Source organism: Pseudarthrobacter sp. NPDC092439 (assembly GCF_044754945.1).
In the GTDB taxonomy this organism is placed as follows: domain Bacteria; phylum Actinomycetota; class Actinomycetes; order Actinomycetales; family Micrococcaceae; genus Arthrobacter.
Genome location: NZ_JBIVQB010000001.1, coordinates 193903 through 206431, shown reverse-complemented (window position 1 = coordinate 206431; position 12529 = coordinate 193903). Strand labels below are relative to the sequence as shown.

General features: G+C 67.3%; 10 protein-coding genes. 5 read left to right on the top strand and 5 right to left on the bottom strand.

The window, feature by feature from the left end:
- Window positions 1-36: 36 nt before the first annotated feature.
- Window positions 37-861 carry a trans-aconitate 2-methyltransferase gene (locus ACIQCM_RS00950; RefSeq protein ID WP_400603936.1) on the bottom strand — a complete coding sequence of 275 codons (825 nt, stop codon included), beginning with the start codon at window positions 859-861 and terminating at the stop codon, window positions 37-39.
- A 96-nt stretch (window positions 862-957) separates the two neighbouring features.
- Between ACIQCM_RS00950 and ACIQCM_RS00945 the strand changes: the two genes are divergently transcribed.
- The 3 genes from ACIQCM_RS00945 to ACIQCM_RS00935 are packed head-to-tail and all read left to right on the top strand — an operon-like array spanning window position 958 to window position 5346.
- On the top strand, window positions 958-3501 hold the full coding sequence (locus ACIQCM_RS00945; protein WP_400603937.1) for a DEAD/DEAH box helicase: 2544 nt from the start codon (window positions 958-960) through the stop codon (window positions 3499-3501).
- Between the two features lie 29 nt (window positions 3502-3530).
- Window positions 3531-4031 carry a GNAT family N-acetyltransferase gene (locus ACIQCM_RS00940; RefSeq protein WP_400603939.1) on the top strand — a complete coding sequence of 167 codons (501 nt, stop codon included), beginning with the start codon at window positions 3531-3533 and terminating at the stop codon, window positions 4029-4031.
- Window positions 4024-5346: an alpha/beta fold hydrolase gene (locus ACIQCM_RS00935; protein ID WP_400603940.1), complete on the top strand. Its 1323-nt coding sequence runs from the start codon at window positions 4024-4026 to the stop codon at window positions 5344-5346. The genes ACIQCM_RS00940 and ACIQCM_RS00935 overlap by 8 nt, the downstream gene beginning before the upstream one ends.
- On the opposite strand, the gene ACIQCM_RS00930 is transcribed toward ACIQCM_RS00935, so the two are convergent.
- From ACIQCM_RS00930 to coaE, 4 genes are all read right to left on the bottom strand, one after another.
- The gene (locus tag ACIQCM_RS00930; protein ID WP_400603942.1) at window positions 5332-6654 is read right to left on the bottom strand and encodes an MFS transporter; all 1323 of its coding nucleotides are present in this window, start codon (window positions 6652-6654) and stop codon (window positions 5332-5334) included. The genes ACIQCM_RS00935 and ACIQCM_RS00930 overlap by 15 nt on opposite strands.
- Window positions 6655-6675: 21 nt before the next feature.
- Window positions 6676-7704: a TerC family protein gene (locus ACIQCM_RS00925; protein WP_400603943.1), complete on the bottom strand. Its 1029-nt coding sequence runs from the start codon at window positions 7702-7704 to the stop codon at window positions 6676-6678.
- Window positions 7705-7868: 164 nt separating this feature from the next.
- Window positions 7869-9968 carry an excinuclease ABC subunit UvrB gene (gene uvrB, locus ACIQCM_RS00920; RefSeq protein ID WP_400603945.1) on the bottom strand — a complete coding sequence of 700 codons (2100 nt, stop codon included), beginning with the start codon at window positions 9966-9968 and terminating at the stop codon, window positions 7869-7871.
- Window positions 9969-9977: 9 nt separating this feature from the next.
- Window positions 9978-11201 carry a dephospho-CoA kinase gene (gene coaE / locus ACIQCM_RS00915; protein WP_400603947.1) on the bottom strand — a complete coding sequence of 408 codons (1224 nt, stop codon included), beginning with the start codon at window positions 11199-11201 and terminating at the stop codon, window positions 9978-9980.
- Window positions 11202-11281: 80 nt separating this feature from the next.
- Between coaE and ACIQCM_RS00910 the strand changes: the two genes are divergently transcribed.
- Together ACIQCM_RS00910 and ACIQCM_RS00905 are read left to right on the top strand one after the other, a co-directional pair.
- Window positions 11282-11971, top strand: a complete 690-nt coding sequence (locus ACIQCM_RS00910; protein ID WP_400603949.1) for an IMPACT family protein — start codon at window positions 11282-11284, stop codon at window positions 11969-11971.
- Window positions 11955-12458 (top strand): GNAT family N-acetyltransferase, encoded by a 504-nt coding sequence (locus ACIQCM_RS00905; protein ID WP_400603950.1) that lies wholly within the window; start codon window positions 11955-11957, stop codon window positions 12456-12458. Before ACIQCM_RS00910 ends, ACIQCM_RS00905 begins: the two co-directional genes overlap by 17 nt.
- The last annotated feature ends 71 nt before the right edge of the window (window positions 12459-12529 follow it).

Below are 12529 nucleotides of genomic sequence, written 5' to 3'. Positions count from 1 at the left end.
ACCGTGATTGTTGGCCGGGTTAAGTTCGGCCGGCTGTCACACCACATTACTCGGGCCGTCAACATCATCCAACGAATGGACCCACCCCTCTTTGTGGCCAACCGCGAAGACCCGGCGGAAGGGGAACACGGTCCCGTGCCTGGTGGGAGGGTACGCCTTCCTCAGCGCAGCCGCGTACTCGTCCTCGAACCTGGCAGCCTCTTTGGCAGACAGCGCAGCGAGGACTGGCCGCAGGGCTGTTCCGCGCACCCACTCCAGCACCGGGTCCGGCCCTGGCAGGACCTGGTGGTAGGTGGTCTCCCAGGCATCGGCGGTGAAGCCGGCATCCAGCAGGACTGCCAGATAGTCGGCGGCACTGCCCGCGGACTCGCCTCCCGTCAATACTCCATCCAGGCGGGAAGCCCAAGCGGGCGACGCCGCCAGCTCACGCATCAGCACGTGGGACGGGGCGCCGAAGTTGCCCGGCACCTGGAGGGCGAACCACGATCCCGGGGCCAGGTTGGCCAGCCAGCGGCGCATCAGGTCCCTATGGCCGGGGACCCACTGCAGCGCAGCGTTGCTGACCACCACGTCCGTTCCGGGCGCGGGTTCCCAGGCGGTAATGTCGCGCAGTTCAAAACGCAGGGATGGGAACTGCCTGGACAGTGGCGCGGCACGGTCCAGCATCTCCGCCGACGAGTCCACACCCACGATGTCCGCCTCCGGCCAGCGCCCGGCCAGGGAGGCGGTGAGGTTTCCGGGACCGCAGCCGAGATCCACCACCCTGCGGGGCTGCCCGGCCCCGATCCTGGCAACGAGGTCGAAGAAGGGCCGGTCGCGGTGGCCGCCAAACTGGACGTACTTGGCTGGATCCCATTTCACGGCTGTCTCCACGGTGGTCGATGCGTAGGCTACGGCGTAGCCTAGCGTGGCCGGGCGCGGATTCTGCGCTGCGGCAGGGCACTAAGCTGGAAACCAATGAAACTCGTTGACCAGCTGCCCCGACTGTCCGCCCTGAACCCGTCCGCCGCCGTCGACCCCGACCTCCTCTACACGGGATTCGTCGAATGGACCGAAAGCCGCGGAATCGCCCTCTATCCGGCGCAGGATGAAGCCATCATGGAGCTGGCCACCGGGGCGAACGTCATTCTCGCAACACCCACTGGATCCGGTAAATCTCTGGTTGCCATCGCAGCGCACTTCCAGGCCCTGGCACGCGGTGAGCGGAGCTACTACACCGCGCCGATCAAGGCGCTGGTTTCCGAGAAGTTCTTTGCCCTGTGCGAAATTTTCGGCGCCGAGAACGTGGGGATGATCACCGGCGATTCCGGGGTGAACCAGGACGCGCCGATCATCTGCTGCACCGCGGAAATCCTGGCAAACGTCGCCTTGCGCGAAGGCGCGGCCGCGAGCCTTGGCGCCGTCATCATGGACGAGTTCCATTTCTACTCGGACCCGCAGCGCGGCTGGGCCTGGCAGGTTCCGCTGCTGGAGCTCCCCCAGGCGCAGTTCCTCCTGATGTCCGCCACGCTGGGCGACGTCAGCAGGTTCGAGGAAGGCCTCACGGCGCTGACGGGCCGCGCCACCACCACAGTGAGCTCCGCGGAGCGGCCCATTCCGCTGCACTACTACTACCACGAGACCCCCGTCCACGAGACGCTGGAGGAGCTGCTCTCCACCAGGCAGGTGCCGGTCTACGTGGTGCACTTCAGCCAGATCGAGGCGATTGACCGCGCCCAGACCCTGATGAGCATCAACGTCTGCACCCGTGAGGAAAAGGACAAGATCGCAGAGTTGATTGCCAACTTCCGGTTCGCGGCCGGTTTCGGCAAGACCCTGAACCGGCTGGTCCGCCACGGGATTGGCGTGCACCACGCGGGCATGCTGCCGAAATACCGGCGGCTGGTGGAGCAACTGGCCCAGGCCGGACTGCTCAAGGTTATCTGCGGTACGGACACGCTTGGCGTGGGCATCAACGTGCCCATCCGCACCGTCCTCCTCACTGCCCTCAGCAAGTACGACGGCGTACGCACCCGGCTGCTTAACTCCCGTGAGTTCCACCAGATTGCCGGGCGGGCCGGCAGGGCTGGATACGACACGGCGGGGACGGTGGTGGTCCAGGCGCCGGAGCACGTCACCGAGAATGTCCGGGCCATGGCCAAGGCAGTGGCCAAGTTCGGGGATGACCAGAAGAAGCTGCGCCAGGTGGTGAAGAAGAAGCCGCCGGAGGGCTTTGTCTCCTGGGGCGAACCCACGTTCAAACGGCTGGTGGAGTCCGTCCCGGACCCTCTGGCCTCCAGCTTCACCGTGACGCACGCCATGCTCATGAACCTGATGGAGCGCCCCGGCGACCCGTTCGCCGCCGCTCGGCGGCTGCTGACGGAAAACCATGAAAGCAGGCCTGCCCAGCTTCGGTTGATGAAGAAGGCCCTGGGCATCTACCGCGAACTGCTGGCAGCTGAAGTGGTGGAACGGATCCCGGCGGGCGAGCAGGGCCCGGACGGCCGGACCGTCCGGCTGACTGTCCACCTCCAGCCGAACTTTGCACTCAACCAACCGCTGTCCCCCTTCGCACTGGCTGCACTTGAACTCCTGGACCCGGAGTCGCCGTCGTACGCCCTGGATGTGGTGTCCGTGATTGAGGCGACCCTGGAGAAGCCGCGCCAGATCCTGTCCGCCCAGCAAAAGAAGGCCCGCGGCGAAGCCGTGGCCGCCATGAAGGCGGACGGCATCGAGTACGACCAGCGCATGGCCATGCTGGATGAGGTGACGTACCCGCAGCCGCTTGCGGAAATGCTGGGCGAGGCGTTCGAGGTATACCGGAAGGCCGCGCCGTGGGTGGGCGACTTCGAGCTCGCACCCAAGTCGGTGGTCCGTGACATGTACGAGCGCGCCATGAACTTCGGGGAGTTCGTGCAGTTCTACGGGCTGGCCCGCTCCGAGGGCATTGTGCTGCGGTACCTGGCGGATGCGTTCCGGGCGCTGCGGCAAACGGTTCCCCAGGACATGCTGCGCGAAGACCTTGAGGATCTCACGGCCTGGCTGGGAGAGCTGGTCCGCCAGGTGGATTCCAGCCTCCTGGATGAGTGGGAGGAACTGGCCTCCGGAGCGGCACCCACGCCGCATGACGCGCCGCCGCCTCCCCCGCCGTCGCTCACGTCCAACATCCGGGCGTTCCGTGTGATGGTCCGCAACGAGATGTTCCGCCGCGTGGAACTCTTCGCGGACGAGGACGCCGGGGCCCTGGGAGAACTGGACGGCGCCGCAGGCTGGGATGCCGGCCGCTGGGAGGACGCCCTGGACGACTACTTCGATGACCATGATGACATCGGCACCGGACCGGCCGCACGCGGGCCGGGCCTGCTCATCATCACAGAGGAACCGGGCGTCTGGAAGGTGCGGCAGATCTTCGACGACCCCGCCGCGGACCACGACTGGGGAATCTCCGCAGAGGTGGACCTCGCGGCCTCCGATGAGACGGGCACCGCGGTGGTCCGGGTGACGGACGTCAACCGGCTCTGAGGGGACAGTCCCGTTGGTAAGCTCAGGGAATGAGTGCCATCCGACCCGCAACGCCCCATGATGTCCCCGCCATTCTTCGCATGATCCACGAGCTGGCGCATTACGAGAAGGAGCCGGACGCAGTCCGGAACACTCCCGAAATGCTGCACGGGGTGCTCTTCGGGGACAACCCCCGCGTCTTCGCCACCATGGCGGAAAACGCCGAGGGCGAGGTTCAAGGCTTCGCCCTCTGGTTCCTGAACTATTCCACCTGGGAAGGCGTGCACGGGATCTACCTGGAAGACCTCTACGTGAGCCCGGCAGCACGCGGCGAGGGCCACGGCAAGGCCCTGCTGCAGCATTTGGCTGCCACCGCTGTCCGCAACGGCTATGCCCGGGTGGAATGGAGCGTCCTGGACTGGAACGAACCGTCCATCAACTTCTACCGCAGCCTGGGCGCACGGCCCATGGACGGGTGGTCGACGTTCCGGCTGGCCGGGGACGCCCTGGCGCAGTTCGGCAGCCCCGTGGCCGCCGGGTCGCATGGCTGACACCGGCCACCGGGTCCGGGCGCGGCACGCGTTCCGCGGTACGCGGACCGTTGAGTACGAATTCCGGGTACCCCTTGACCACTTTGCGGTTGGCACCGCGGGCGGCGAAACCATCACGGTCTTCGCCCGCGAATACGTGTCCGAAGAGCACAGCCGTGCGGAAGCGGAGCGGTTGCCGTGGCTGCTCTACCTGCAGGGAGGACCCGGCGGGCGCGGGAACCGCTGGGGTTCGCTCGGCGGCTGGGCAAAGGCCGCTGCGCGGGAGTTCCGCATCCTCATGCTGGACCAGCGGGGAACCGGCCTGTCCACCCCTTGCGACCGGCACACGCTGCCGCTGCGCGGCGGGGATGAAGAGCAGGCGGCCTACCTTGAACACTTCCGGGCAGATTCCATCGTGGCGGACGCGGAACACATCCGTAAGGCCCTCGGGGCCGGCCCGTGGACCGTTTACGGCCAGAGCTATGGCGGGTTCTGTGCCTTGACGTACCTCTCCTTCGCGCCGGAGGGACTGAAGGAGGTCCTGGTGACCGGGGGCCTGGCGCCCCTCACAGGACCGGCCGACGACGTCTACCGGGCCACGTTCCAGCGCGTCGCCGCCCGGAACGCCGAGTATTTCGGCTGGTACCCGGAGGACCGGGCCATCGTTGAGCGCATCGCGCAGCATCTCCGCGGCACCCTTGAAGTCCTGCCCGACGGCGGCCCGCTCACCGTAGAGCGGTTCCAGATGGTCGGTGCGCTGCTGGGTGGCAACACCAGGGTGGACAGCCTCCATTGCCTCCTGGAGGACGCCTTCACCCGTTCGCTGGCCGGGCCGAGGCTTTCGGACACGTTCCTGGACCAGGTCCAGGGCCTGGTGTCGCGGCGGTCCAACCCCCTGTACGCGCTCATGCACGAATCGATTTACGGCCAGGGCCAGGCCACGGGGTGGGCCGCCTGGCGGGTGCTGGACGAATTCCCGGAATTCCGGCCGGAGGCCGAGCCGCTCCTGCTCACCGGCGAAATGGTGTACCCGTGGTACTTCCGCCAGGATCCGGCGCTGGCACCGCTTGCCGGCGTCGCCCGGTTGCTGGCGGCGAAGCAGGACTGGAAGAACCTTTACGACCTGGACCGACTGGCGGCCAACAGTGTGCCCGTGGCGGCTGCCGTCTACGCCGACGATATCTATGTGGACCGGAAACTTTCGCTGGAGACGGCTGCCAGGGTCAAGGGCCTGCAGGTCTGGGAGACCGGGGACTTCCACCACGACGGCATTGCCGATGACGGTGAAGGCATCTTTGCCAGGCTGCTGGGCATGGCCCGCTCAGCCGGCAGCTGACGCCTGGTTGGCTCCACCCCGCAATGCGAGGGCGGTGGCCACCAGGACTGCCGCGGCCAGAGCGGCAGCGCCGGCGTTCAGCCCGGTATAGCCTGCCCAGCTCAGGATCAGTCCGGAAATCCCGGCGCCCAGGGCACCGGCCCCGCTCATCAGCGTGTCCGAGACGCCCTGGACCAGTACGCGGTCTCCGGTGGCGACGCTTTCCGCAAGAAGCGTGGACCCGGCGATGGTCGCCGCCGACCAGCCGAGCCCCAGCAGCACCAGCCCTGTGGTGACCAGTCCAGGACGGCCCGCTCCGAGCCCGGCCGTGATTGCCGCCGCCAGGATCAGTCCGTGGCCCAGCATGAGCGTGGGGAGCCGTCCTGCCCGGTCCGTGAGCCAGCCCATCACCGGGGACAGCGCGTACATCCCGGCGATGTGCAGCGAGATGGTGAACCCGATGAGCACGAACACGTCCGTCCCGGTTTCGTGGGCATGGACCTGCCCGGCCGCAGGCGGTCCTTCCATCAGCAACTGGAGGTGCAGCGGCGTCATCGACATGACGGCGGCCATGGCGGCGTGCGCGGTCACCACGGCGAGCAGGGCCAGCCTGGCGGACGGTGAGGACCTGGCAGCAGCGAGGCCGCGCTTCAGCACGCCCCTCTGGCGGCCGGGCGGACGGGCCTCTTCGCCGCGCAGTTCCAGGGCGTGCAGAAGGGGATCCGGCCGCAGGCCCACGAGCAGGAGGAGTGCGGCGAGGCCCAGCCCTGCTGCGGAGAAAATGAACGGCCCGGCAATGCCCGGAAGGCCCATGGCCTCCCCCACCAGGGCGCCCGGACGGATAAGGTTCGGACCCGCTACAGCCCCGGCTGTCACTGCCCATACAACGACGGCGAGTGACCGGCCACGCTTATCCGGTTCCGCGAGATCCACCGCGGCAAAGCGTGCCTGCAGGTTGGCGGCGGTGGCCAGCCCCAGGAGCGCCGCTCCGGCCAGCAGCAGGACGAACAGGCCGGTTACGGTGGCGGCGATGACCAGGATGGCTCCGGCCATTCCGGACAGGACTCCGGTGGCGAGCCCTGCCCGGCGGCCCCGGCGTTCTGCCAGGCCGGCCAGCGGCATGGCGGCCACTGCCGTGGCGAGTGTCATCACGGTGGTGACGGCGCCGGCCCAGGCGTTCGAGCCGGAGAGCTGGACGGCCAGGAGGGATCCGACGGATAGGCTGGCCCCGTTCCCGATCCCGCTCAGGAGCTGGGCGGCGCTGAGGATTAAAACGGTACGGCGCTGGACCCTGCGGGGGTCCAGCGCCGTAGCGGTATTGATGTTCACGCTCTGAGCATAGCCAACCGGCTAGTCGACGTCGCTGTGGCTCTTCCGGGCATCTTCCTCAAGCCGCGGGTCAATGTGGGCCGCAGCGGCCTTGGAGCTGATCAGGCTGGCGATAACGGCGATGATGATGGTGCCGACGATGACAGCCAGGGAGACGAAGGTGGGAATCTCCGGGGCCCATTCGATGTGCTGGCCGCCGTTGATGAAGGGCAGCTCGTTGACGTGCATCGCGTGCAGGACCAGCTTCACGCCGATGAAGGCGAGGATGAAGGACAGTGCGTGCTTCAGGTAGACCAGGCGGTTCATGAGGCCGCCGAGCAGGAAGTACAGCTGGCGCAGCCCCATCAGGGCGAACAGGTTGGCGGTGAACACGATGAACGGGCTCTGGGTCAGGCCGAAGATGGCCGGGATGGAGTCCACTGCGAACAGCAGGTCCGTGAGGCCGATGGTGATGAACACGATCAGCATGGGGGTGAAGACCTTCTTGCCGTCCACCGTGGTGCGGAGCTTGTTGCCGTCAAACTTCTCCGACATGGGGATCACCTTGCGGATGGCGGCGATCATGGGGTTCTCGCGGTCCTCCTCGTCTTCACCCTCATCCTGGGCCTGCTTCCAGGCGGTCCAGAGGAGGAATGCGCCGAAGATGTAGAAGACCCAGCTGAACTGCTCGATCACGATGGCGCCGAGCATGATGAAGATGCCGCGCAGGATCAGGGCGATGATGATGCCCACCATCAGCACTTCCTGCTGGTACTTCCGGGGTACCGAGAAGCGGGCCATGATAATGATGAAGACGAAGAGGTTGTCGATGCTGAGGCTGTATTCGGTGACCCAGCCTGCCACGAACTGGCCGCCGTATTCGGGGCCGGTAAAGAAGAACATGGCGCCGGCGAAGATCAGTGCAAGGCTGACGTAGAACGCCACCCACAGGCCGGCTTCCTTCATGGAGGGTTCGTGCGGACGGCGGACCACCAGGAGAAGGTCAATCAGGAGGATCAGTCCGAGGACGGCAAACGAGCCAACCTCGAACCACACGGGTAATTCAAGCACAGGGCAGCCTTTCGCAGGGTACAGAGATGCGGTGTAAGTCTCTCCGGCCTGCCGGCGCACTTGGTGCTGAATTGGCGGCCCGCTACGCCCGGCGGGGCAACCATGCCCTGCGTGTTGACGATCGTAGCGCTCGGGATACTCCCCTACGTGGCCTTAACTCTACCTCAGGCGTGCCCGGCGGCCTGCATCTGCCGCAGTTCCTTCTTCAGTTCGCTGACCTCGTCGCGGATCCTGGCGGCCACTTCGAACTGCAACTCGGCGGCCGCGCCGTGCATCTGCTCGGTGAGCTGTTCGATCAGGCCCACCAGGTCCTCGGCGGGCGCCGCGGCCAGTCCGTCGGAACGGACCTTGGCTGCACCCTTGGCTGCGGACCTGGTCCTCTTGGCGCCCTTGGCCAGGCGGTTGTTGTTGAGCAGCTCCTGCGTGTCGGCGTCTTCCTTGGCCAGCTGGTCCGTGATGTCAGCGATCTTCTTCCGAAGCGGCTGCGGGTCGATGCCGTTTTCGGTGTTGTACGCCACCTGGATGGCACGGCGCCGGTTGGTTTCGTCGATGGCATGCGCCATCGAATCCGTGATGCGGTCCGCGTACATGTGGACCTGGCCGGAGACGTTACGGGCGGCGCGGCCGATGGTCTGGATCAGCGAGGTGGAGGAGCGCAGGAATCCTTCCTTGTCCGCATCGAGGATGCTGACAAGGGACACTTCCGGCAGGTCAAGGCCTTCCCGGAGCAGGTTGATGCCCACGAGTACGTCGAATGTGCCCATCCGCAGCTCGCGCAGCAACTCCACCCGGCGTAGCGTGTCGACGTCCGAGTGCAGGTACTCCACCTTGACGCCGTGGCCCAGGAGATAGTTGGTGAGGTCCTCGGCCATCCGCTTGGTGAGGGTGGTGACCAGGACGCGTTCGTTCCGCTCCGTCCTTTCCTTGATCTCTCCCAGGAGGTCATCGATTTGGCCCTTGGTGGGCTTGACCACCACTTCCGGGTCGATGAGCCCGGTGGGCCGGATGATCTGCTGCACGAAGCCGTCCGCCTTGCCGAGTTCGTACTTGCCGGGCGTGGCGGACAGGTAGACGGTCTGGCCCACGCGCTCCAGGAATTCATCCCATTTCAGCGGGCGGTTGTCCATGGCCGATGGCAGTCGGAAGCCGAAGTCCACGAGGTTCCGCTTGCGGGACATGTCGCCTTCGTACATGGCGCCGATTTGCGGGACGGTGACGTGGGATTCGTCAATGACCAGCAGGAAATCGTCCGGGAAGTAATCCAGGAGGCAGTGCGGCGCGGAGCCCGGCTCGCGGCCGTCAATGTGCACCGAGTAGTTCTCGATGCCGTTGCAGAAGCCCATCTGCTGCATCATTTCGAGGTCGTACGTGGTGCGCATCCGGAGCCGCTGGGCCTCGACGAGCTTGTTTTGGCTTTCGAGCACCTTGAGCCGGTCCGCCAGTTCGTCTTCGATCCGCTTGATGGCCCTGGCCATGCGTTCGGGACCGGCGACGTAGTGCGACGCAGGGAAAACGTACATTTCTTCTTCGTCCCGGATCACCTGACCGGTGACGGGGTGGAGCGTCTGGATGTTTTCGATCTCGTCGCCGAAGAACTCGATCCGGATGGCCAGTTCCTCATACATGGGGATGATCTCCACCGTGTCGCCCCGCACGCGGAAGGTGCCGCGGTGGAAGTCGATGTCGTTGCGGGCATACTGCATCGCGACGAACTTCCGGAGGAGATGGTCACGGTTCATCTCGTCGCCCTTGCGGAGCGTCACCATCCCGGCGATGTACTCCTCGGGGGTGCCCAGGCCATAGATGCAGGACACGGTGGCCACCACCACCACATCGCGGCGGGTGAGCAGCGCGTTGGTGGCAGAGTGCCGGAGCCGCTCCACTTCCTCGTTGATGGAGGAGTCCTTCTCGATGAAGGTATCGGTCTGCGCCACGTACGCTTCGGGCTGGTAGTAGTCGTAGTAGGAGACGAAATATTCCACCGCGTTGTTGGGCAGGAGTTCCCGGAACTCGTTGGCGAGCTGTGCGGCGAGGGTCTTGTTCTGCACCATGACCAGGGTGGGCCGCTGTACCTGCTCGATCAGCCAGGCCGTGGTGGCGCTCTTGCCGGTTCCGGTGGCGCCCAGCAGCACCACATCCTTCTCGCCGTTCCTGATGCGTTCGGTGAGTTCGGCGATGGCGGCGGGCTGGTCACCGGCCGGCTTGAAGTCGCTGATGACCTCGAAGGGCGCTACAACACGGTTGATATCCTGCGCAAGGCTCATGAATCTAATCTACAGCCGGGCGGGAGGGTACGACGGCGGCTCCCACCCGGTCGCCGCGGCCCAGGCGGACATCCGGGGCCAGGCGACCCCGGCGAACCACGGTTCCTTGGCCGCGGCATAGGCTTCGGTATCCGCGGCGCCGGCGAAGCGCTCGGCCAGCCCCGTTTTATGTTTCGCGTAGAGGGTGAGGGCGGCCGCGTCGGACCGCAGCCAGTCCCGGAACATGAGGGCGAAGCGCCAGCCGGCAGAGCCGGCAGGCCGGACGTGGAGGTTGACCGGCCGGCCGGGGTCGGCGTTGGCGTGGAACCTCTTCTGCCACAGGGCGGGATCGGACTGCGATGGTTTGGGGGCGTCCTGCCCGATGCCCGGCACCAACGGGAAACCGGCGGCCGCCAGCGCCGGTGCGAGGGTGTCCGCGTCGGCCAGGTCCCGCACTGCCACCTGCAGGTCGATGACGTCCTTCGCGGCCAGGCCCGGCACCGAAGTGGAGCCGATATGGTCCACGGCCAGGATGAGTTCCGGGGCCGCTGCGCGCAGTCGAGCCGCCGTCCGGGCTGCCTGCCGGGCCCACTCCGGACGGTGCGGTGCCAGGATGGGTCCGCCGGTCCGGGGCGCGCGGCGGCCGGTGGCCAGGTTGCGGGCAAACGGCACCAGCCTGTCATCCCACAGTGCGTCCACCTGTTCCAGCAGCCCGTCGACGCTGCCGCCGTTGTCCAGCACGACGTCCGCCGCCGCGATCCGGTCCTCCCGAGTGGCCTGGGCGGCCATCCGCGAACGGGCCTCGTCCTCGGTCATCCCGCGGTGCTCCCGCATCCGTTGCACCCGCACGCCATCCGGCGCATCAACCACCACCACCAGATGGAAATCATCCCCCTGGCCGGTTTCCACCAGGAGCGGAATGTCCTGGACCACCACGCCGTCCTCCGGTGCGGCAGCCGTGATCGCCGCAGCGCGGGCCCGGACCAGGGGGTGCACGATGGCGTTCAACGCCGCGAGCCGGCCGGGATCGCCGAAGACCGCCGCGCCGAGCCGGGCACGGTCCAGCCGGCCGTCGCCGCCAATCATGCCGCTGCCGAACTCACGCACGATTCGGTCCAGGCCCTCGGTCCCGGGCTCAACCACTTCGCGGGCCAGCGCGTCGGCGTCCACCAGCTCGGCGCCGCGTTCCCGCAGCCGGGCGGCTACCACCGATTTCCCCGAAGCGATCCCGCCCGTCAGTCCAATTTTCAACACGCCGCCAGCCTACTAGCCGGACCGTCCGCAGGTCCCGGCCGGATGCAGCGCCGGTGGGTGGGGGGCCTAGACTGGGGCGGATGCATGCGCAAGAGAGCAGGACCACGTCCTACACCACGCTGGCAGCGGGTCCGGATTTCCGGCAGGAGATCGAGGTCAAGCGCTCCCGGTTCATCACGGTCCTGCGCCGCGCCGGCACCGAGGAAGAGGCCCGGGAGCTGGTGGCCGGACTCCGGCGTGAATTCCACGACGCGCGGCACCACTGTTCCGCCTTCATCCTCGGCCCTGACCGTGACGTCCAGCGCTCCAGCGACGACGGCGAACCGTCCGGAACCGCAGGAATCCCGATGCTCGACGCCCTGGCCAAAAGGGAGACCGCACCCGGGGTGGCTGACCTCAGCGACGTGAGTGCCGTCGTCGTCCGTTATTTCGGCGGAATCCTGCTCGGCGCCGGCGGGCTGGTCCGCGCCTACTCGGAATCGGTCTCCTCTGCGCTCTCACTGGTGCCCCTGGTGCGGCGCAGCCGGCTGCGCATCTGTTCCGCGGCGGTACCCCACGCGGCAGCAGGCAGGCTGGAAAACGACCTCCGGGCCGCCGGCTTCGTGATGGCAGGGACCAGCTACGGCGCCGGGGACACGGTCCTGCGCCTGGCTGTAGCCGATAACGCCGAAGCCATCGCCGCTGCCGCGGAACGGCTGCAGGTGCTGACAGCCGGCAGCGTTGAGCTGGCCCCGGAGGGAACGGAGTGGGTGGATGCCGCACTTGCCTGACGTGTCCCTGGTGGACGTGGACGACGCCGTCATGGAGTCGTTGCTGGCCCTCGCGAAGCGGGACGCGTCCCCGGACGAGGTGGCTCCCCCGCTGGGCGGGCCCGGCTGGAACGCCGAACGCACCGCCTGGTTCCGCGCCCACCACCGCGCTGCCGCGGACGGGCTCGACGGTCGGTCCGGCGAAAAGACCTGGGCCGTTCTGTGCTGCGGCGAGGTGGCCGGTTCCGTGCGGCTCAAACGCACGGAGGTTACGGGCAGGGAGCCCGCCGGCGAGGCAGGGATCTGGCTGGGCAGGAGTTTCCGTTCCCGCGGTGTCGGAGGTGCGGCCCTGACGCTGCTGCTGGCAGAGGCGCGGAAGGCGGGGCTGGCACAGGTGCGGGCCCGGACCCTTGCCGGTAACCTGGCCGCACAGCAGCTCCTGTCCGGGCTGGGGGCCACGCTGGCCGGGGAAGATGACGGAACCGTCCTGGCCACGGTAGGGCTTTGACCGCCTGCAGCCCTTAAACGCAGCGGACCCCCTGCCGGTGGGCAGGGGGTCCGCTGCGTTGGCCCGGAAGG

What these genes read in the sequence shown, in the direction of transcription:
- uvrB (WP_400603945.1), bottom strand. Translation starts at nt 9,968, where the DNA reads ATGAGCCTTGCGCAGGATATCAACCGTGTTGTAGCGCCCTTCGAGGTC.
- ACIQCM_RS00940 (WP_400603939.1), top strand. Translation starts at nt 3,531, where the DNA reads ATGAGTGCCATCCGACCCGCAACGCCCCATGATGTCCCCGCCATTCTT.
- ACIQCM_RS00910 (WP_400603949.1), top strand. Translation starts at nt 11,282, where the DNA reads ATGCATGCGCAAGAGAGCAGGACCACGTCCTACACCACGCTGGCAGCG.
- ACIQCM_RS00935 (WP_400603940.1), top strand. Translation starts at nt 4,024, where the DNA reads ATGGCTGACACCGGCCACCGGGTCCGGGCGCGGCACGCGTTCCGCGGT.
- ACIQCM_RS00945 (WP_400603937.1), top strand. Translation starts at nt 958, where the DNA reads ATGAAACTCGTTGACCAGCTGCCCCGACTGTCCGCCCTGAACCCGTCC.
- ACIQCM_RS00905 (WP_400603950.1), top strand. Translation starts at nt 11,955, where the DNA reads ATGCCGCACTTGCCTGACGTGTCCCTGGTGGACGTGGACGACGCCGTC.